The sequence below is a fragment of the Providencia sp. R33 genome (genome assembly GCF_019343475.1).
Classification (GTDB): domain Bacteria; phylum Pseudomonadota; class Gammaproteobacteria; order Enterobacterales; family Enterobacteriaceae; genus Providencia.
This window is the reverse complement of the sequence record NZ_CP072453.1, coordinates 2,944,471-2,965,225: the sequence shown is the minus strand read 5'-3', so window position 1 is coordinate 2,965,225 and position 20,755 is coordinate 2,944,471. Positions and strand designations below refer to the sequence as shown.

18 protein-coding genes are annotated in these 20,755 nt (G+C 41.1%); 8 read left to right on the top strand and 10 right to left on the bottom strand.

Going from position 1 to position 20,755, the window contains the following annotated elements:
• Positions 1-191 precede the first annotated feature (191 nt).
• Together J6836_RS13925 and J6836_RS13920 are read left to right on the top strand one after the other, a co-directional pair.
• Positions 192-1,445, top strand: coding sequence for a hypothetical protein (locus J6836_RS13925; RefSeq protein WP_219244606.1), 1,254 nt, complete (start codon positions 192-194; stop codon positions 1,443-1,445).
• Positions 1,442-2,572 carry a hypothetical protein gene (locus J6836_RS13920; protein ID WP_219244605.1) on the top strand — a complete coding sequence of 377 codons (1,131 nt, stop codon included), beginning with the start codon at positions 1,442-1,444 and terminating at the stop codon, positions 2,570-2,572. Before J6836_RS13925 ends, J6836_RS13920 begins: the two co-directional genes overlap by 4 nt.
• 49 nt (positions 2,573-2,621) lie before the next feature.
• Here J6836_RS13920 and J6836_RS13915 read toward each other — a convergent pair whose 3' ends face one another.
• On the bottom strand, positions 2,622-3,917 hold the full coding sequence (locus tag J6836_RS13915; RefSeq protein WP_219244604.1) for an MFS transporter: 1,296 nt from the start codon (positions 3,915-3,917) through the stop codon (positions 2,622-2,624).
• A gap of 862 nt (positions 3,918-4,779) precedes the next feature.
• Here J6836_RS13915 and J6836_RS13910 point away from each other — a divergent pair.
• The 3 genes from J6836_RS13910 to J6836_RS13900 all read left to right on the top strand — a co-directional run bounded on the left by J6836_RS13910 (position 4,780) and on the right by J6836_RS13900 (position 9,440).
• Positions 4,780-6,183, top strand: a complete 1,404-nt coding sequence (locus tag J6836_RS13910; RefSeq protein WP_219244603.1) for a tryptophanase — start codon at positions 4,780-4,782, stop codon at positions 6,181-6,183.
• Between the two features lie 67 nt (positions 6,184-6,250).
• Positions 6,251-7,498, top strand: a complete 1,248-nt coding sequence (locus J6836_RS13905; protein ID WP_219244602.1) for an aromatic amino acid transporter — start codon at positions 6,251-6,253, stop codon at positions 7,496-7,498.
• A gap of 385 nt (positions 7,499-7,883) precedes the next feature.
• A complete protein-coding gene (locus J6836_RS13900; protein ID WP_219244601.1) occupies positions 7,884-9,440 on the top strand; it encodes a methyl-accepting chemotaxis protein in 1,557 nt (518 codons plus the stop codon).
• An 80-nt stretch (positions 9,441-9,520) separates the two neighbouring features.
• On the opposite strand, the gene fis is transcribed toward J6836_RS13900, so the two are convergent.
• The 9 genes from fis to acuI all read right to left on the bottom strand — a co-directional run bounded on the left by fis (position 9,521) and on the right by acuI (position 17,500).
• On the bottom strand, positions 9,521-9,817 hold the full coding sequence (fis, locus tag J6836_RS13895; RefSeq protein ID WP_004258438.1) for a DNA-binding transcriptional regulator Fis: 297 nt from the start codon (positions 9,815-9,817) through the stop codon (positions 9,521-9,523).
• A 7-nt stretch (positions 9,818-9,824) separates the two neighbouring features.
• On the bottom strand, positions 9,825-10,808 hold the full coding sequence (gene dusB / locus J6836_RS13890; protein ID WP_219244600.1) for a tRNA dihydrouridine synthase DusB: 984 nt from the start codon (positions 10,806-10,808) through the stop codon (positions 9,825-9,827).
• A 316-nt stretch (positions 10,809-11,124) separates the two neighbouring features.
• Positions 11,125-12,009, bottom strand: coding sequence for a 50S ribosomal protein L11 methyltransferase (prmA, locus tag J6836_RS13885; RefSeq protein WP_219244599.1), 885 nt, complete (start codon positions 12,007-12,009; stop codon positions 11,125-11,127).
• Between the two features lie 116 nt (positions 12,010-12,125).
• The gene (panF, locus tag J6836_RS13880; RefSeq protein WP_219244598.1) at positions 12,126-13,565 is read right to left on the bottom strand and encodes a sodium/pantothenate symporter; all 1,440 of its coding nucleotides are present in this window, start codon (positions 13,563-13,565) and stop codon (positions 12,126-12,128) included.
• On the bottom strand, positions 13,555-13,797 hold the full coding sequence (locus J6836_RS13875) for a YhdT family protein (protein WP_219244597.1): 243 nt from the start codon (positions 13,795-13,797) through the stop codon (positions 13,555-13,557). The genes panF and J6836_RS13875 overlap by 11 nt, the downstream gene beginning before the upstream one ends.
• A gap of 175 nt (positions 13,798-13,972) precedes the next feature.
• A complete protein-coding gene (gene accC, locus J6836_RS13870) occupies positions 13,973-15,319 on the bottom strand; it encodes an acetyl-CoA carboxylase biotin carboxylase subunit (RefSeq protein WP_219244596.1) in 1,347 nt (448 codons plus the stop codon).
• Between the two features lie 12 nt (positions 15,320-15,331).
• Complete coding sequence (accB, locus tag J6836_RS13865) at positions 15,332-15,802, bottom strand: acetyl-CoA carboxylase biotin carboxyl carrier protein (RefSeq protein WP_219244595.1); 471 nt, start codon at positions 15,800-15,802, stop codon at positions 15,332-15,334.
• 18 nt (positions 15,803-15,820) lie between these two features.
• Positions 15,821-16,285, bottom strand: coding sequence for a type II 3-dehydroquinate dehydratase (aroQ, locus tag J6836_RS13860; protein WP_219244594.1), 465 nt, complete (start codon positions 16,283-16,285; stop codon positions 15,821-15,823).
• 231 nt (positions 16,286-16,516) lie between these two features.
• The gene (gene acuI / locus J6836_RS13855) at positions 16,517-17,500 is read right to left on the bottom strand and encodes an acrylyl-CoA reductase (NADPH) (RefSeq protein ID WP_219244593.1); all 984 of its coding nucleotides are present in this window, start codon (positions 17,498-17,500) and stop codon (positions 16,517-16,519) included.
• Between the two features lie 607 nt (positions 17,501-18,107).
• Here acuI and J6836_RS13850 point away from each other — a divergent pair.
• The 3 genes from J6836_RS13850 (at position 18,108) to mreD (ending at position 20,731) form a co-directional block, all read left to right on the top strand.
• Entirely contained in the window at positions 18,108-19,151 is a 1,044-nt protein-coding gene (locus tag J6836_RS13850) for a rod shape-determining protein (protein ID WP_047756254.1), read from the top strand.
• 83 nt (positions 19,152-19,234) lie between these two features.
• Positions 19,235-20,197 (top strand): rod shape-determining protein MreC, encoded by a 963-nt coding sequence (gene mreC, locus J6836_RS13845; protein WP_219244592.1) that lies wholly within the window; start codon positions 19,235-19,237, stop codon positions 20,195-20,197.
• A gap of 45 nt (positions 20,198-20,242) precedes the next feature.
• A complete protein-coding gene (gene mreD, locus J6836_RS13840; protein WP_219244591.1) occupies positions 20,243-20,731 on the top strand; it encodes a rod shape-determining protein MreD in 489 nt (162 codons plus the stop codon).
• Positions 20,732-20,755 lie beyond the last annotated feature (24 nt).

Below are 20,755 nucleotides of genomic sequence, written 5' to 3'. Positions count from 1 at the left end.
CAAGTTTATCAGTAATTATTGGCTTTACTAGTATATAGCGTGTATTTCGGAGTATAAAACATCAGAAAATAGGTGAATAAAGGTGTTCGTCATTGTCTGAATTATTTTATTGTAAGGTAAGTTTCGCTAGGGCTATATGCCTTTATTTATTATCATAATGTTAAATTTACTTAGCGAAATAGGCATTATTCATGCGAGTTCAGTATTTCCATGTCAATCTTACTCAGTGTGATTATCTCAATGTCAGCCTAATTGGTATGGCAAGGCTGATAGCTTCTGGGAAAGTTTTTTTCTTTAATCAAGATGACTTCAAAAATAGCCAAATATTTTTAGAGCGCTTACAAAAAGGCGACTCTTTGGTTATTTGTGCAGAAGAACTGAATGATGGTAGTTATTGGCTGGAATGGGTTTATCACGAGAAGCATGGGCGATTAGAACCTGATAGAAACGTTAGTTTTACCCGCTCTTTGGGTAAACAATATATCATTTCGCTGGTATTAATGGCCTTGATCCCCGTAGTGTATTATTGCTTTATGGCTGCGGAAGATAGCTTTTTAATGATAGCGCTGGTGGCAATTCTAGGTTGCGCTGCTTTTTGCGGCATCGTTTTATTTGGCCTGGCCCTCGCACAAACGAAGTGCATTATTAGCCCTAAACGAAAACGAATTTTAAAAGCATTAGATCTTATTATCGAAGGGCGATTCAAAACTAACGAACAAAACCCATTAATTGAGATTGAAGGCATTAAAAATCCAAAATCTAAGGCGAATAATGTACGCAAGGCTGAAGATATTAGCATTGATAAAACATCATTATCAGTAACTCGTGGTAAGGTGAATATAACAGATAGCCGAAGTTTGACTGTTAAGGCGGGGGATACAGAGCAAGCGCTAAACCTTATCAGCTTACAAATTAATAAAAGCCATATGGATGTTTTAGTGTCAGCCAATGAGCCTCTATTTAATAATCACAGCTTATTTATTGCTCAAGGAGATGAGCTCGAAGTTTTCCATAAAAATATCCAAGACCTCTCAAATGAACAGGCAATATTTGGTATCTATAACCATCAAGATGGGCTTGCTTACAGTTTAATTGGTAGAGGAGCACCTCAAGAACGCGGTTTTTACTTTGGTTTATGGGGCTTTATTGGCTTTATTGCTATTTTATTTGTCCTTATTGCTGGTGGGTTATCTATTTCAGAAACAGTAGAAAAAGGCGGTTATTGGGACTATTGGGATTGGGTTAATATATTGGACACTGGGGGGATGTATATTAGCTTTACAGTGACTATTTTATTGGGAATTAGCGTTTTAATCGGTTTGAGCGTTGCTATATATTACCAAATTTCCCGACGTGGAAACGCATATTATCATGCTCAGTATGTCTTGAAGCATCTACGCCGCCAACATGGCCAGACAGACTATGTGACTGAGGTGCGCTCATGAATCCATTTTTGAGTAAGCGCTTTCTCTTATTAACCGTGATTTTTGTGATAAGTCTATTCTCCACTTTTTTTATTTTCGTGCGTGGTGGTGCGGTTGCTTGGCAAATAGAAAATCACCAAGAAAATGGTTCTGCAGTTGCCTATTATGATTGGGCAAGTACTTTTCAAACAGAGAATGGTATTTTAATTGTTACGCAAAAAAGCCAGAGCTCAAATTATTATTCATCGTATAACTCATATGCGTATGCCTCTAGGGTGTATGACTACCAAGTATTATTTGCAGATAATCAAGGCGTCCGTTTTATTACTCGTGGCGACAAAAGTTTCTATAATGCGGTATGCGAGAGAAAACAGTGTTTGTTATATCTAAGAGACGGGTATCAACCTATTGATCTAACGACATTATCCGCAAGTAAAGTCATACCATGGGAAGATAAATCAGGTGTTCAATTTGCAGGGTTGATAACAGGTAAAATTTATCAATCTAAAAATTACCCCGTTTATGTTGTGGCGAATAATGAAAAGATTTTTGTCAGCCAAGATAAAGGTATGACATGGGAACATTTTATGGATGTTCGTGAGCTCGCTAAGTCACTGTATCCTGAAGAAATAGAGAGCCGTTCGGAATTTGCTTTCGCCACATACAGGGACAAAGTCGTCATGTGGTATAGCTATGGACATCAAATGGGGTCACTGGAAGTCATTATGGATATTCCGAGCAAACAAGTCGTTAGCAGTAAATGGTTACCTGTGCGTATCAATGAAGCAGCACAAAATCTGAATGGTGACATTTTTGTTATTGCTCAAGAACCGTCTCGTAAATTATTTTCTTTAATGCAATATGAAACTAATGGCGGTTTTAAATTACTGGCAGAAACAGGTTATAACTATTTATCAAGTTTAAAAGTGGGCCAGCAAGGGCTGGCAGTGACAGAATCGGTTAGGGGATCAACGCAATTATTAACGATGGATATACAGAAAAATGAGTTTTTACATCGTTCTGATCTACCTATGTATAAAACTGTATTTAATGGTGTCAATAAGTCCTTTATTGAATTAGATAGCATGTATTCAGAGGATATTGATATTACGGAAGGCTCCTCAGTTTCTTACCAATCAATGCACTAAGCGATATTTAAAATAAAAGGATAGGGTTATTCCCTATCCTTTTTGTTGATTATTTAGCGCGTTTTTTCGGTAATAAAATCACAGCGGTAGCAGCAATAACAGCAACGACAGCAAAGGCAATAAAATTCCAGCTGGTGGCAATACCAAGGCTGGCAATATAAGCCCCAAACATTGGGCCTGTCATTGCACCAATTCGTGAAAAACTCAGAGCCCAACCTGTTGCAGATGCACGGGCATTGGATGGGTAATAGTTAGCAATATAGCCCGTTAATATTAATGCCGCTGAAATACTGCCAACGCCAGCAAAGGCAACAAGAACATAATTCATATAAATATTTTGTTTGAATACCAAGCAGCCTACACCAATAGCTCCAAGCAAAAAGAAGAAGGCCACAGAATTTCGAACACCATATCTATCTGCAATTTTTCCTAAGAATAATCCACCCAGTGCAGAAGCTAAGCTAAATACAATTAAAAATGTCAAACTGGAACCTAGGTTATACCCTTCTTTTCGCATAATAGAAGGCAACCAAGTATTTAACCCATAGACTAATAGCATGCCGCAGAATAAGGCTATCCAAAAACAGACTGTCGCCCGTAAGTGGCGCCAAGCAAATACAACTGCAACAATTTCTTTAATACTTTGAGGTTTATGTTGCACATGTTCTGATATCGATTGGTAATCAATATCCAGTTTTTTAGCTAATGTCTTGGCTTCAGAGTGTAAGCCCTTATGGGTTAAATATTCGAGTGATTCAGGAAGAATACGCGCCATTGGCCAAACAAGTAATAACGGTAATGCACCAAAAGCAATCACGCTTCGCCAGCCGAATTGTTCAAGTAACCACATTGCGACCAGCGCCGCACTTAAAATCCCCAACGAATAACCAGAATACATAATGCCATAATTAAATGAGCGTTTTTCACTAGGGGAATATTCAATGGTTAAAGCGGCGGCAACAGGAATAACGCCACCTAAACCAATTCCACCAATAAAACGCATAACACCAAATACCCACGGCGTTGGGGCAAATGCAGCACCTAACATAGTGATTGAAAATAACGTTACGCAGGCTAATAACATGCGGCGCCTACCGTATAATTCGCTTAATGTGCCAATAATAAAGGCACCAAAAAACATACCGATTAATGCATAACTACTTAGTGCCCCTAGTTCGAGTGGTGATAAACTCCATTGCTTGTATTCGGCAAGGGGTGGTAGTACCGCTCCCATTACGCCGACATCGTATCCTTCAAATAAAATACTCATCCAGCAGATCAGCAAAACTTTTGATGTTGTTTTTGTGGAACCAAATGATTTCACAGCGATTGTTTGCATCGTCATAATTAACTCTCTTATCATGAGGGTTTAATAATTTTTAGTAGCAGGTTTATTTTTATGGTCACAACGTGTTCTCCCTACACTCACTGTTTCTGAGAGAAAGTACAATTGCTAATGTTAATAAAAAGTTAAAATAATGCAGAATGTGGATATTTTGTGCAGAGAGATTTATGGATGCAGAAAGATTCATTCATATTAAGAATAAATTCTGTAAAACATTTTATTTTACTTGCACCAAGAAATGATGGTTTGCACAGGTTTATCACTCCTCTTCAAAGGAGAGTCTATACAACCCAAGGTCACCAAAGTATGGCAAAGATGCTTAGTAATGATTAGTTAAGTGACGGATAAAGCCTTGTTGTAAGGCTTTATCCATTTAATTTTAATTAAGGTGTTTTTTTATTAAGTCAAATTATTCTTTCTAATTATCAAATTAGATTTTTTATTATTAGTTTCTTTTGAAATAAGTTAAGTAATTAAAATTTTTTTTAACAATTAAATTGCATAAAATAAACACTGTGACTGAGCTCAAAGGGTTTATGCTATTTAACCTAAATAATGTGATATAAGTATAATAACATGACAATAGGAGTTAATTTAAAAATGTAACTGTTATATATATAATGCAGATGGTTGTACTAATTCCTTGTTGATAGGAGTCATAGTATGTTCTTGTTAAACGAGTCACTAATATCAAGGTATTTCTTCTATATGAAGAAATGGTTCAATATTGATATTTCCTTAGCTTTCTTTTTTCCAAATAATTAACCTTTCAATTTTTCCTCAGTTAAAAATTTCGTTAGCTTATTTTTTATAAGTTCGAATTCTTGTATTTATTATTTAATGAAAAATTAAAGGTATTATCATGGCTAAAAGAATCGTAGAACCGTTCCGTATTAAAATGGTAGAAAATATCCGTATTCCATCGAGAGAAGAGCGTGAAGCCGCATTAAAAGAAGCGGGATACAACCCATTTTTATTACCAAGCAGTGCTGTGTATATCGACTTATTAACTGACTCTGGTACCAATGCCATGAGTGACCACCAGTGGGCAGCAATGATCACGGGTGATGAAGCGTACGCAGGATCTCGTAACTATTATGACTTAAAAGATAAAGTTAAAGAGATGTTTGATTACGATTATATTATTCCAGCTCACCAAGGTCGTGGTGCTGAAAATATGTTGTTCCCGGTGCTCTTGAAAGTAAAACAGGAACAAGGCGGGGCTAAAAAACCTGTATTTATTTCAAACTTCCACTTTGATACAACAGCAGCACACGTTGAATTAAATGGCTGTAAAGCAATTAATATTGTTACCGAAAAAGCCTATGACTCAGATACCTATGATGATTGGAAAGGTAACTTTGATATTCAAAAATTAAAAAATAATATTGCAGAGCACGGCGCAGAAAACGTTGTAGCGATTGTTTCAACTGTAACGTGTAATAGTGCGGGTGGTCAGCCTGTTTCAATGTCTAACTTGAAAGAAGTTTATGAAATTGCAAAACAACATAATATCTTTGTTGTTATGGACTCTGCACGTTTCTGTGAAAATGCGTATTTTATTAAAGAGCGCGATCCAAAATATAAAAACGCAACGATTAAAGAAATCATCCTTGATATGTACAAATATGCTGATGCATTAACTATGTCAGCGAAAAAAGACCCATTATTAAATATTGGTGGGTTAGTCAGTATTAAAAATGACGAAAAAATCTTTACGTTAGCAAGACAGCGCTGTGTTCCAATGGAAGGTTTCGTGACTTACGGTGGGTTAGCTGGCCGTGATATGGCAGCGATGGTGCAAGGTCTTGAAGAAGGTGCTGGCGAAGAATACCTGCATTATCGGATTGGCCAAGTAAAATATTTAGGTGATCGTTTACGTGAAGGGGGAATTTCAATTCAATACCCTACAGGTGGACATGCAGTATTTGTTGACTGTAAAAAACTGGTTCCACATATTCCAGGTGATCAGTTCCCAGCGCAAGCTGTTATTAATGCGTTATATTTGGAGTCAGGTGTTCGTGCTGTTGAGATTGGTTCGTTCTTATTAGGACGTGACCCAGAAACTGGAAAACAAAAGCATGCTGACATGGAGTTTATGCGATTAACTATCGCAAGACGTGTTTATACCAATGACCATATGGATTATATTGCAGATGCTCTGATTGGCTTAAAAGATAAATTTGCGACCTTAAAAGGGTTGGATTTTGAATATGAGCCACCAGTATTAAGACACTTCACAGCAAGATTAAAACCTATTAAATAAAAAATAGGTATATCTTATGGTTCCCGTGCAATGCGGGAACCTTATCCTTATTCTTAAGGTGAACACCATGAATAATTCGGCAGCCAAGAAAGAACCCTCCATAATGGTAGGGGGTTTTGTGCTAGGCGGGGCTATGATAGGGGCGGGAATGTTTAGCTTACCGACTATTATGGCAGGAGCTTGGTTTATTAACTCTGTAGTTATCTTATTAGTTGTTTGTTTTTTTATGTTTCACTCAGGAATTTATATTTTAGAATGCATCTCCAAATATGGATCAGGGACGAATTATTTTTTTATATCGAAAGAACTTTTACCTAAATGGGCCTGTTATATTGCTAACATGGCACTAATATTTGTACTGTATATATTAATATATGCCTATATATCTGCAGCGGGATCTGTTATTAAGGAAGCCGCCGCTATTTATGGTTATAACATTAACTTAAGATTTATATTTATTACCTTCACATTAATATTAGGTGCGAGTATTTGGTGGAGTGGTGTCGGAGCGAGTCGTTTAACATCATTATTTTTGTTTATAAAAATAATTCTATTTATACTCGCATTTTCTGGATTGTTTTTAATCGTAAAAACAGATTTATTATTAACGTCACCTGTTGAAGGTGGGCAAACCGCATTATTGCCTTTCGTCTTTATTATTATTCCCTATGCGATTACCTCGTTTGGCTACCATGGTAATGTGTGTAGCTTGTACAAGTTATATCATGAAAATGAAAGAAAAGTGGTTAAGAGTTGTGTAATTGGTTGTTTACTCGCACTCGTCCTTTATTTCCTTTGGATTATGGGAACAATGGGCAATTTACCAAGAGCTGAGTTTTTAACAATTATTAATAAAGGTGGTAACTTAGACGCATTTATTGAATCACTCTATGCCGTACTTAACAGCAAACACATTGCGACATTTTTACTCTGGTTTTCTATTAGTGCTGTATTCTGCTCATTCTTAGGTGTTGCTATTGGGTTATTTGATTACATACTCGCCTCTTTGAACTTTAAAGATAACCCTTCAGGGCGAATGAAATCAGCATTACTTTGTTTTTTACCTCCTTTAATTCTTTGTATGTTATTCCCAAATGGATTTTTAGTCGCAATTGCATACGCAGGAATGGCGGCATGTATTTGGGCGATAATCTGTCCTGCAATTATGGCATTGAAGGTGAGAGAACGTTTCCCTGATTCAAAATTTAAAGTGTGGGGCGGGAAAGGGCTAATCTATGCCGTTATAGCCTTTGGTGTTTTTGGTATCATCTGCCAATCACTTGCTCAGTTTAATTTGTTACCGATATACCGTTAATTTTTCAACCTTGTTTTAAGCTAACTGTAGTCAAGGTACAGCGGGGTTTGCTGTACCTTTTTTCTGCTTAATATATGAGGAAATACTGAAAAAACATATCATTTTTAAAGAGTATTTTAATATTTTTTCCTTGGTAATAATTACCGTATATAGGGAAGGAGAATATTGTATTTAGCGATCTTCATCAAATTTATAAAATTAATTTATACCGTATGTAAAATTGATTCTCTTAAAACCAAATAATAACCCTGTTGAATTATAAGTGTTTTTACCTATATCGTTGATTTTTTGACTATTAACTAATCAGTTTAAGCTGCTAATTTTTTTCTCTTTATCGCCGATAAAGTTAAATATCGCCATTTTATCTCACCAAAAGAGAAATTGTATGCAGAAACTTCGAAACTACTCAATTCGTGCTGTCATGCTCGTATTACTAGGTATTTTATGTGTGATCTTGGGGGGAACCAGTTTATACAGTGGTTGGTCACTATCCCGTATTGCTGATGGTAATGATATTGACCGGCAACTTGTTAAACAAATGACAGTTCTGAGCCAAGGAAATGACCAATATTTTCGTTTTGTCACACGGTTAACGCGTGTGATGGAAAGTAAAAATGAGGGAAAAGCCATTGATTATGCGCCTGTTAAGGATGCGATGGAGAATATGGCAAGCTATCTCGAGCAGATGAAAGCGATTTCGCCAGGGCCAATGAACACTGAAATTTCTGAGCAAGTAATTAATAGTTGGCAAGCACTACTTGATGAGGGAGTTAAGCCACAGTTAGTTTTCGGTACGGGAGATAATTCACAGGAATATCTTACCCATGCACATAATGTGACACCCGCATTGAGCAGGACATTTGGCGCATCAATCCAAAAGTTTAATCAAGCAGCAGAAGAGATGATTAGTGCAACACGCGGACAAGTTGACCACCAAATGGATGTTACGCGTATCGTGATGATTGTGGCAACAGTGCTAGGTGTTCTAACGTTGATTTTCACCGATCGTTACCTTGCTGCGATGATGCAAAAGCCTTTAGATGTATTAAGGCAATCTTTTTCTCGAATAGCGAAAGGCGACCTTAGCCAAGCGATTCAACCTTTTGGAAACAATTGTGTTGGTAAGCTATTTCCTTTGCTTGAAGAGATGCAAACAAGCTTACGTGGGTCAGTTAGCATGATACGGCAGGGTAGTGAGAATATTTATCTCGGCGCGAGCGAAATTTCCAATGGTAACAGTGATCTTTCATCGAGAACGGAGGAGCAAGCTGCGGCGTTAGAAGAGACGGCGGCAAGTATGGAACAAATTACCGCAGCGGTGCAGTTGAATATGGAAAATACTCTTCAAGCGAACCAATTAGCGAGTGAAGCGTTTGTTGTGGCAAACAAAGGAAATACTCTCGTTGATTCGGTCGTGGTGACAATGAATGAGATATCCCAAAGCTCACAAAAAATCGCGGATATCATCAATATGATCAACGATATTAGTTTTCAAACTAATATATTAGCGCTAAATGCCTCCATTGAGGCGGCAAGGGCGGGTGTACATGGCCGTGGTTTTATGGTCGTAGCGGCTGAGGTTCGTAAGTTAGCCAGCCACAGTGCGGATGCCGCAATGGAAATCGAACGTTTGATTGCTGATTCAGGGGACTGTGTTAAAAAAGGGACAGGGTTAGTCAATGAAATGGGTAAAACCATGGAAAACATCCTGCAAGGCATCAATGAAGTGACTGCGATTATGAAGCAGATAACGGTGGCTTCTGAGGAACAAAGCAAAGGCATTGCACAGGTTGGTGTAGCGATTACACAGATGGACAGTGTCACACAGCAAAATGCTTCTTTAGTTGAACAAGTGGCAACAGCAGCGAGTTCATTAGCTGAGCAAACGCAGGAGTTGCAGCAGGCGGTTCAGCAGTTTAATTTAAATCCACAAATGGCTTAATTTTACGAAATCTAAGACAATAAAAAGCCCTCACTGCTCACAGCGAGGGCTCACAAAAACACTGCATTAACCGACTAGGATTAGTTCATGCCGTATTTTTTCAGTTTCTTACGCAGAGTTCCGCGGTTGATACCCATCATCAGGGCTGCACGGGTCTGGTTTCCACGGGTATATTGCATAACCATGTCCAACAAAGGCTGTTCTACTTCAGCCAATACCAGCTCATATAAATCGTTAACATCTTGATTGTTTAATTGAGCAAAATAGTTCTTCAGTGCTTGCTTAACTGAATCACGTAACGGTTTTTGAGTTACTTGATCTTGTGAATTTACAGTAGCAACGGTTAGTACGTCAGAATTTACGCGTTGTTCGAACATAGTTCTGTCAGCTCTTATCTTTATTTACGCAAAAATTTTCAAAAAATGCTTCCAACACCTCCAGCTGTTCGCTGGCATCCTCAATGGCGTTGAATGAGCGCCGAAACTGGTCATCAGGTGCATGTTCTTTTAAGTACCAAGAAACATGTTTGCGCGCGATACGGGCTCCTTTGCCTTGACCATAAAAGTCGTGCAATTCCTGTACGTGCGCGAGCATAATGCGTTGTACCTCTGCCATAGGCATTGGTGGCAAAATCTCACCTGTGTCCAGATAATGCTGGATTTCCCGAAAGATCCAGGGTCTTCCCTGAGCTGCTCTGCCTACCATCAAGGCATCCGCCCCTGTGTAGTCTAAAACAGCTCTGGCTTTAAGCGGGTCAGTAATGTCGCCATTGGCAATAACCGGAATGGTAACAGTCTGCTTAACTGCCCGAATGTTGTCATATTCAGCTTCCCCATTAAACAGACAGGCTCTAGTTCTGCCGTGAATAGTGAGGGCTTGAATGCCACAATCTTCGGCCAATTTGGCAATCTCTATGCAGTTTCGCTCTTCAGGTGACCAGCCTGTGCGGATCTTAAGAGTAACGGGAACATTCACTGCTTTAACAACGCCTTCAAGAATCGATTTCACGATGTCTGGATAACGTAACAGTGCCGAACCTGCAAGCTTACGATTCACTTTTTTAGCTGGACAGCCCATGTTGATATCGATGATTTGAGCGCCACTCTCAACGTTGATTTGAGCAGCGGCAGCCATTTCATCGGGATCATTGCCAGCTATTTGAACAGAACGAACCCCAAGTTCATCGCGATGAACCATTCTGAGTCTAGATTTGTCAGTCTTCCAAACTTGAGGATTAGAAGAGAGCATTTCCGATACTGTCATCCCAGCACCCATGTCATAACAGAGCGACCTAAACGGTTTATCTGTAATGCCTGCCATGGGGGCAGCAATAAGACAGTTTCTCAACTGATATTGTCCGATTCGCATATCTAAATGGGGGCCATACTGTGACTGCAAGGGCGCGTATATTACGCATTTTTTACGAGATATGAAAGGACAAACTTTGAGCAAACGGTTATTTATCACTAATTTTTTTATCTTGCATTTTTGCAATTTTAAAATTAGTTATATTTAACAAACAGTTAAGGTGACTACGTGACCATTTGTTAAAATAACTGTTGCGCTGTTCAAATCTCGTGCAGAACAGATTATCGCCAGCAATTGAGCAATATTTGAGCTATAAGATAATCTATTCTAGCGTTATTTTCAAAGAAATTATTCTCTGATTTTTATAATATTTCTACTAAAAATGCTTGACACCCGTGATGCGGCACCATTCTTCTTTTTCAGCAACAGGGTCGATTTCAAAGGATGCGCGGTAAGCATCTGCGACACTTTCTGCTTGTGTTGCGAGAACACCCGAGAGCCCGAGGAATCCTCCTGCACGTGGCAGCACGCTAATCATTGGTGCTAATTCACGTAATGGCCCAGCAAGAATGTTAGCAACAACCACATCGGCTTGCAGGTCTTGAGGTTGGTCTTTCGGTAAGTAGAGAGATAAACGCTCTGAAACGCCGTTACGCTCTGCATTATCGCGGCTTGCCGTAATCGCTTGAGGATCAATGTCGATCCCGATGGCATGAGCGGCACCGAGTTTGAGTGCGGCGATCGCTAAAATCCCAGATCCACAACCAAAGTCGATCACGGTTTTACCTTCTAAATCTAGGCCATCGAGCCATTGCAAGCACAGTGACGTTGTTGGGTGTGTACCTGTCCCAAATGCTAAGCCTGGATCAAGCATCACGTTAACCGCAGTTGGATCAGGGACATCTCGCCAGCTTGGGCAAATCCACAAGCGCTCACCAAAACGCATAGGGTGGAAGTTATCCATCCACTCTCTTTCCCAATCTTTATCTTCTAACTGTTCGATTTTATGGGTAAAACCAGCACCCAGTAGAGGGCTATTTTCTAATTGAGCAACAACGAATTTCATCTCCGTTTCTGCATCAAATAAGCCAATCACATCAGTATCGCCCCACAAGCGCGTTTCTCCAGGTAGCGGTTCGAAAACAGGAGTATCGTGGCTATCTTGAAACGTCACAGAGACGGCACCTATTTCGATAAGTTCGTCGCCCAGCGCTTCTGCGTGTTGCGCTGTGGAGTTAATTTTGATTTGGATCCAAGGCATAGTGTTCCTTAACTACTTGTTATATTTTGGGTTATTGCGTTATTGATGCAGATAACCCAAACTATTTAGAGCATGAGTGTCATGTTGCGAGACAATATCAAAAATAGGTCTCTAAATTAATTTGTCGCCAATTGTACTGGATTTTTGCCAAAAAGATTACCGACAAGAAACGCAATTAGGCTAAAAATGAGTGATGGCACGATGGCGTGGAAATCCATGATTTGGATTTTGAAGCTCGCTAAGATTGCATAACAAACTCCCCCGACAACCATGCCACTAATCGCGCCCGTTCCGTTAGCTTTCTCCCAATATAGGCCAAGTACCAGAGGCCACAAGAAAACAGCTTCTAATCCACCGAAGGCTAATAGATTTAGCCAGATGATCATTTGCGGTGGGTTCCACGCGGCAATGAGAAGTAATGCACCTAAGATCAGGGTAGAAAAGCTAGAAATTCGTGCGAGTTTCTTCTCATTTTTTATTTGTTCAGGCGCTGCATTCAGGTAGATATCTTTGACGATGGTCGCTGAAGATTGCAGTAACTGAGCATTAATGGTGGACATAATTGCTGCCATAGGCGCAGCCAAGAAAATCCCTGCGGCAAAAGGTGGTAATACTTGTACCATTAATGTTGGGATGACTTGGTCAGGAATGGTTAAGTCAGGTAAGATGGCTCGGCCTAATGCACCCGCAAAATGCATTCCAAACATCAATACAGCCATTACAATGGTGCCTAAAATGATACCACGATGAACGGCTTTACTGTCTTTGTAGGAAATACAACGCACTGCCGTATGTGGTAAGCCAATCACACCAAAGCAGACTAAAATCCAGAACGAGGCTAAGAATGGCCCACTTAGGATGTCGTCAGCCCCTTCAGGAGAAACCAATTTCGGGTCAATGGCCTGCATTTTTTCAATCGCAGCGGGTAAACCACCTGCGTGATAAATAATGGCAACGAGCAAAATCACGGTTCCCAGCAGCATGACCAGCCCTTGCAAGGCATCGTTTAATACACTCGCTCTAAATCCACCAATCGCGGTATACAGAGCGATGGAGACACCAAAGATAATTAACCCATAAGTATAGGGAATACCCGCAGCGGTTTCGAGCAGCCTTGCCCCGCCAATAAATTGCACGGTCATTGCGCCAAAGAAGGCGATGAGTAAGCTAATACTGGCGAACCACACCAAGAATCGACTCTGGTAGCGAGCGTACAGCATATCGTTGAGAGTCACTGCATTATAGCGGCGCGCTAAGATAGCGAATTTTTTGCCTAATACTCCGAGAGACAGCCAAATAGCTGGCAGCTGTATCATGGCAAGTAGCACCCAGCCTAGGCCATATTTATACGCGGCACCGGGCCCGCCAATAAATGAACTTGCGCTGATGTAGGTTGCTGTAATGGTCATGGCTAGGACGAACCCGCCCATGGAACGATTACCTAAAAAGTACTCATTAAGGAATTCCCCTTTTGTCCGTTTCTTATAGGCATAGACGGATAACAGAAAAACCAGTGTTAGGTAACCAATTAAAGGTAGAAGAACTTCAATCTGCATCCTTCTCCTCCAGAGGAATATCTTTAAAAATAATTTTAACCATCATAATGCAGAGCAAAATAAAGATGACGGGCACAATAAGGCATGACCACTCAAACCATAATGGTAGACCAGTGATGCCTTGCGTATTATCAGGTAGATAGGCACTAATTATCCAGCCTATCATGTATGCGATGGTCAAATAGAGAGACCAGCGCGCTTCCTTATTGGATTGAAGAAAACGTTTGTCCATCCGTTATTCCTCCTCACTCACATAAAAAATAATCAGGGATTGTACGATAATCCGTAGGTAGAGTGTAAGAAAAGGCATAAGAAAAGTGAGAGAAAAGGTGTTTAGTACAAAAAAATGCCGCAAAGCAGAGCGTTGCGGCATTTATTGGCGATGAGTCAAACAGACAATTTCAAGATTACTCAGAAATGCCCAGTTTTTTCTCTAAATAGTGGATGTTAGTTCCACCTTTTTGGAAGTTTTCATCGTTCATAATCATCTGATGCAGCTCGATGTTGGTTTTGATGCCATCAACGATTAACTCATTTAATGCGTTTTTCATACGAGAAATCGCGATTTCACGAGTTTCACCATAGGTGATCAGCTTACCAATCATTGAGTCATAGTACGGAGGTACAGTGTAGCCTGCGTAGATATGGGATTCCCAACGCACACCGAAGCCACCTGGAGAGTGGAAACGTGTGATTTTACCTGGGCTAGGAATAAAGGTTTTCGGGTCTTCTGCGTTGATACGACACTCAACAGCGTGACCGTGAACCACGATATCTTCCTGCTTAACAGATAATGGTAAACCAGAGGCAATGCGTAATTGCTCTTTGATTAAGTCAACACCAGTGATCATTTCAGTCACTGGGTGCTCAACCTGAATACGGGTATTCATTTCGATAAAGTAGAATTCACCGTTTTCGAACAGGAATTCAAAGGTACCCGCACCACGGTAACCGATTTCAATACAGGCATTGGCACAGCGTTCACCGATGCTACGGCGAATTTCAGGGGTGATCCCTGGTGCTGGTGCTTCTTCAACCACTTTTTGGTGGCGACGTTGCATTGAACAGTCACGTTCTGCTAAATAAACCGCGTTGCCTTGGCCATCGGCCATGACTTGGATTTCAATATGACGTGGGTTTTCAAGGTATTTCTCCATGTAAACCATATCGTTATTGAAAGCCGCTTTCGCTTCTGCACGTGTCAGATTGATGGAAGATTCCAAATCTTTTTCGTTGCGAACCACACGCATACCACGACCACCGCCGCCACCAGAGGCTTTGATGATCACAGGGAAACCGATACGTTTTGCGATGGTTTTATTTTTTTCAGTGTCGTTACCTAATGGGCCATCAGAACCCGGCACGCACGGAACACCTGCTTTTTTCATCGCGCTAATCGCAGAAACCTTGTCACCCATTAGGCGGATGGTTTCAGCTTTTGGGCCGATAAAAATAAAGCCTGAGTTTTCAACTTGTTCTGCAAAATCAGCGTTTTCAGCCAAGAAGCCGTATCCTGGGTGAATCGCTTGTGCGCCTGAAATTTCAGCTGCGGAGATAATCGCAGGGATATTTAAGTAGCTTTTTGCAGAGGCTGCTGGGCCGATACAAATAGTTTCATCAGCCAGCAACACGTGTTTTAGATCGCTATCAGCCGTGGAGTGAACCGCTACAGCTTTGATGCCTAATTCTTTACAGGCACGCAAAATACGTAGTGCGATTTCCCCGCGGTTTGCGATGACAATTTTTTCCAGCATGGAGACGCCTCGTTATTCGATGACAACTAATGGCTCGTCAAATTCTACTGCATCACCGTTTTGCAACAGAATGGCTTTAACAACGCCTGCTTTGTCTGCTTCGATTTGGTTCATCATTTTCATCGCTTCAACGATGCAAAGTGGGTCACCAACGCTAACAGTTTGGCCAACTTCAACGAATGATTTCGCTTCTGGGCTTGGTGCGCGGTAGAACGTTCCTACCATTGGTGAGCGAACTTGGTGCCCTGCAACTACGGCTGGTGCAGCTGGTGTTGCCATCGCTTCAGATGGTGCAACAGCATTCGCCAGAGCAGGTTGTTGTGCAACAGGTGCTGAGTAAAATTGTTGAGGTGCAGCCATAACCTGAGATGCAGGTGAAATACGGCTGATACGTACTGACTCTTCACCTTCAGAAATTTCCAGTTCAGAAATGCCAGACTCTTCGACCAGCTCGATCAACTTTTTAATTTTACGAATATCCATGGATATGATTCCGTACTCTTATATTTGGATTGAATTAATTAGACGCACACGGTTAACTGCAGCTTGTAAAGCAAAGCTGTAACCGTCCGCACCTAGACCACAAATTACACCGACAGCCATATCGGAGAAATAAGAATGTTGGCGAAATGGTTCTCTCGCATGCACATTAGACAGGTGGATCTCGATAAACGGGAGACACACGGCCAGTAATGCATCACGTAGAGCCACGCTAGTATGTGTGAATGCAGCCGGGTTAATGAGAATAAAATCAACATCATGGCGTGCAGCATGAATTCTATCGATGAGTTCATGTTCCGCATTTGATTGAAAATGACTCAATTTTACACCTAACTGGCCTGCTTCAACGCCTAGTTTGGCGACGATATCAGCAAGAGTTTGGTTGCCGTACTTGTCTGGCTCCCGTGTACCTAGCAGGTTTAGGTTCGGCCCGTTCAAGAGTAAAATGTGAATATCTTCTGCCATTATGCTGCTAACTCCGACGATATATCAATAGTCCGACAACATAACGCGATGTTGCGCGTTTGTCATCTTTTATCATAAAAATAAATGGAATTTCTACTGACAAAGGACGCTATTATAATTATTTCGTGGCATATAGCAGCAAAATACTGGTCTTATCAGAGAAATTACCCGAATTTATTTTGTGAAATGTGCGGTAATCCGTATTTTTGCCAGATGGCTGCACATATTCGGTTATTTTTCGCAAAGATTGACTAGGGTACGCCCAGTGACTTCATTTTTTAATAGTTTTTTTGCATATTCGGCAGCATCTTCCAATTTAATTTCAGAGCAAACTTGCTCATAGAAAGACGCTGGCAGCAATTGAGCAAGGCGTTCCCAGACTTTCGCGCGTTTTGCCGCAGGGAAATAAACAGAATCAACCCCTTGTAGGCGCACATTACGTAAAATAAATGGCATCACACTGGTCGGTAAGTTAAAACCGCCCGCTAAACCACATGCAGCGACAGCGCCGTTATAATGTGTCTGGGCCAGCAAGTTTGCCAGTAATTCACCGCCCACAGTATCGATAGCACCCGCCCAAAGCTGTTTATCTAAAGGTTTTGCCGGATGAGTAAAATCACTGCGTGGTAGGACGCGTTTTGCACCTAACTTCTGCAAATAGGCATTATTTTCTTCGCGACCAGAAATCGCGACCACGTCATAGCCTAATAAAGATAAAAGCTGAACTGCGGTACTGCCAACACCACCACTTGCTCCACTGACGACAATTTCACCTTTATCTGGTGTTATCCCTGCTTCTTCCAATGCATTGACACATAACATGGCGGTAAAACCTGCCGTACCGATAATCATGGCTTGTTTTAAAGACAGTTGTTCAGGAAGGGGGGTTAAATAATTTGCGGGAACGCGAGCTTGAGATGCTAAACCTCCCCAATGGGTTTCACCGACCCCCCAGCCCGTGAGTAAAACGTGTTGGCCAACTTGAAAGCGAGGGTCTTCACTGTGGTGAATCACACCTGAAAAATCGATCCCTGGCACCATCGGATACTGCCTGACTACACCCGCTTTTCCGTTAATGGCGAGGGCATCTTTATAATTTAGTGTAGACCAGTGAATATCGACTATAATATCGCCGGCAGGTAGCATTTCTGTTGTCAGAGATTGGATATCAGCGGTGATTTTTTCATCGGATTTGTTTAGGACGAGAGCTTTCATCGTTCACTCCTAGTGAAATGATTAAATATGTCATTTAAAATGCCGAAAATTTAAGGGTATTTCATTGACGTAATAACGGTTCTTAAGCTATTAATAATGTAATTATTTTGTAAAAATTCATTTTTTTCTGGCATAAATAGGCTTTTATCATGCAAAATAACGCATCGCGACGAATTCATTTTGCGTACTAATACAAATTTGCCTCATTTTTGGTAGATAATAGAGCGAACACTCGTGAAATTCATCTGATTTGTAGTGAAAATAACCAGTGCGTAGCAATAATAAAAAGATATAAATATTATTTGAACTTGTAGTCACAATTACTTGTCACACTGGGAATACAAACAATGGAGTATATAACAGCCAAAAAGTAGGGGTTATTTTTACGTAAATCTATCTAGTGATGGGAAAAGTGAAATTAATATCTATTTTTGAGGTTTTTATCTGCTTCGTTTAGATAAGAAGCATGTACAGTACGGTACGTGAAAAATAGATGAATTGACCATATTTATAGAAGCAGCTCATTAACGTCTTGAGACCGCTTCAAGTGGTTGGTAGAGTAGACGGGTTTACATTCGTCCCCAGCTTGCAGGATAACTCTTTCGTTATGTTTAAAAAATTTCGTGGCATGTTTTCTAATGACTTGTCTATTGACTTGGGTACGGCCAATACCCTCATTTATGTCAAAGGGCAGGGCGTCAAATTAAATGAACCCTCTGTAGTAGCCATCCGTCAAGACCGTGCAGGTTCGCCGAAAAGCGTGGCAGCAGTCGGTGGTGAAGCCAAACAGATGCTGGGACGTACACCAGGTAATATTTCTGCAATCAGACCAATGAAAGACGGCGTAATCGCTGACTTTTTCTTGACTGAAAAAATGTTACAACACTTCATTAAACAAGTTCATAGCAACAGCTTCTTACGCCCAAGCCCGCGTGTGTTGGTTTGTGTGCCAGTCGGTGCAACGCAAGTTGAACGTAAAGCCATTCGTGAATCTGCTTTAAGTGCAGGTGCGCGTGAAGTCTTCTTAATTGAAGAGCCTATGGCTGCCGCTATCGGTGCGGGTCTCCCTGTATCTGAAGCAACAGGTTCGATGGTGGTTGATATCGGTGGTGGTACGACTGAAGTTGCTGTTATCTCATTAAACGGTGTCGTGTATTCATCCTCTGTTCGTATCGGTGGTGACCGTTTTGATGAATCTATCATTAATTATGTTCGTCGTAATTATGGTTCACTGATTGGTGAAGCAACGGCTGAGCGTATTAAACACGGTATTGGTTCTGCATTCCCAACCGATGAAGTATTTGAAATTGAAGTCCGTGGTCGTAACCTTGCTGAAGGGGTTCCACGTGGTTTCAAAATGAATTCCAATGAAATCTTAGAAGCATTACAAGAGCCGTTAACAGGTATCGTTAGCGCGGTTATGCTTGCGCTGGAACAGTGTCCACCTGAATTAGCGTCTGATATTTCAGAACGCGGTATGGTCTTAACGGGTGGTGGTGCACTTCTTCGTAATTTAGATCGCTTATTAATGGAAGAGACTGGTATCCCAGTTATCGTGGCAGAAGATCCACTAACCTGTGTCGCCCGTGGTGGCGGTAAAGCGTTAGAAATGATTGATATGCACGGTGGTGACCTGTTTAGCGAAGACTAAATGGCCAACTATAAGCAGTTAGGTCGATGCCTAGCTGCTTTGACTATTTTTGATCCTCTGACATTAGCGAAACATAGCCACACATGAAGCCCATTTTTAGGCGAGGTCCATCCCTACAGTTACGCATTTTTTTTGCGGTAATCATTGCACTTGTGCTGGTGGTGATTGACCATCGATTCGAGCCCTTCAATAAAGTCCGTAACTATTTAGACACGGCGGTCAGCCCATTCTATTTTTTAGCCAATGGTCCACGCCAGTTTCTGGACAACATTTCAGAAAATTTCTCTTCTCGGGAACAGCTGCAATTTGAAAACAAAGCATTGCGCCAAGAGCTGTTACTGAAAAAAGCCGATAATCTATTACTGGAACAACTTAAGCAAGAAAATGCGCGCTTAAGGGAGCTTCTCGGCTCGCCATTACGCCAAGATGAACACATGATGGTGACGCAAGTTATCTCAGGTGCGAACACGCCTTATCGTGACCAAGTGGTGATTGATAAAGGCAGCAATGAAGGCGTTTATGAAGGGCAACCCGTTATTAGTGATAAAGGCGTTGTCGGCCAAGTGGTGGGTGTGAGCAATTTTAATAGTCGCGTGTTACTCATTTGTGATACTACCCATGCTCTTCCTGTGCAAGTGCTGCGTAATGACGTTCGTGTCATTGCCGCGGGTTCAGGATGTGCGGATGATTTACAGCTTGAGCCATTGCCTGAAAACACGGATATCCGTGTCGGGGATGTGCTCGTTACATCTGGCTTAGGTGGACGTTTCCCTGAAGGTTACCCTGTTGGGGTTGTCTCAGCGGTTAAACATGATACACAGCGCGCATATACTATCATCAGTGCGAGACCAAGTGCTGAGCTGCAACGTTTACGTTATCTTCTGCTTTTATGGGGTAATGATAGCGATCCGAAAACTCCGTTACAGCCTTCAGAAGTCTACCGTGCCGCAAATGAACGCTTAATGAAAGTACTCCCGCAAGTTTTACCGAATCCAAGTGAAATTCAAGGGCCACCATTGCCACCATCAATGGCACCGCAACCATAGGTAAAGGGAACGTTATTATGGTTATGGGTAGGAGGAATGAATTAAATGGATGAATACCGTGGTAATGGACGTGCCATTATTTGGCTATCCTTTATTATTGCATTGATTTTGCAAGTCATGCCGTGGCCAGAACAGCTTAACTTTTATCGGCCATCATGGCTGCTGCTGATTTTAGCGTATTGGGTGATGGCGTTGCCACACCGCGTGAGCGTTGGCACAAGCTTTATTTTAGGCATTATTGTTGATTCCATTCAAGGCTCTGCTCTGGGCGTTCACGCGCTTTCCTTCAGTATTATTTGTTATCTCGTCGCTTATAAACACCAATTATTACGCAATATGGCGCTATGGCAGCAAGCGCTTGTGATTATGTTATTGACCGTTATTCAAGATTTGGCGGTATTCTGGGCTGAATTTTTATCATCTCAGGTATTATTCCATCCGCAAGTATTCTGGAATAGCCTCGTCAATGGTATCCTGTGGCCATGGTTGTTTTTGCTTTTACGAAAAATTCGTCGACAGTTTTCAGTGTGTTAAGGGTTTTAGCTGTCGTTTCTGACG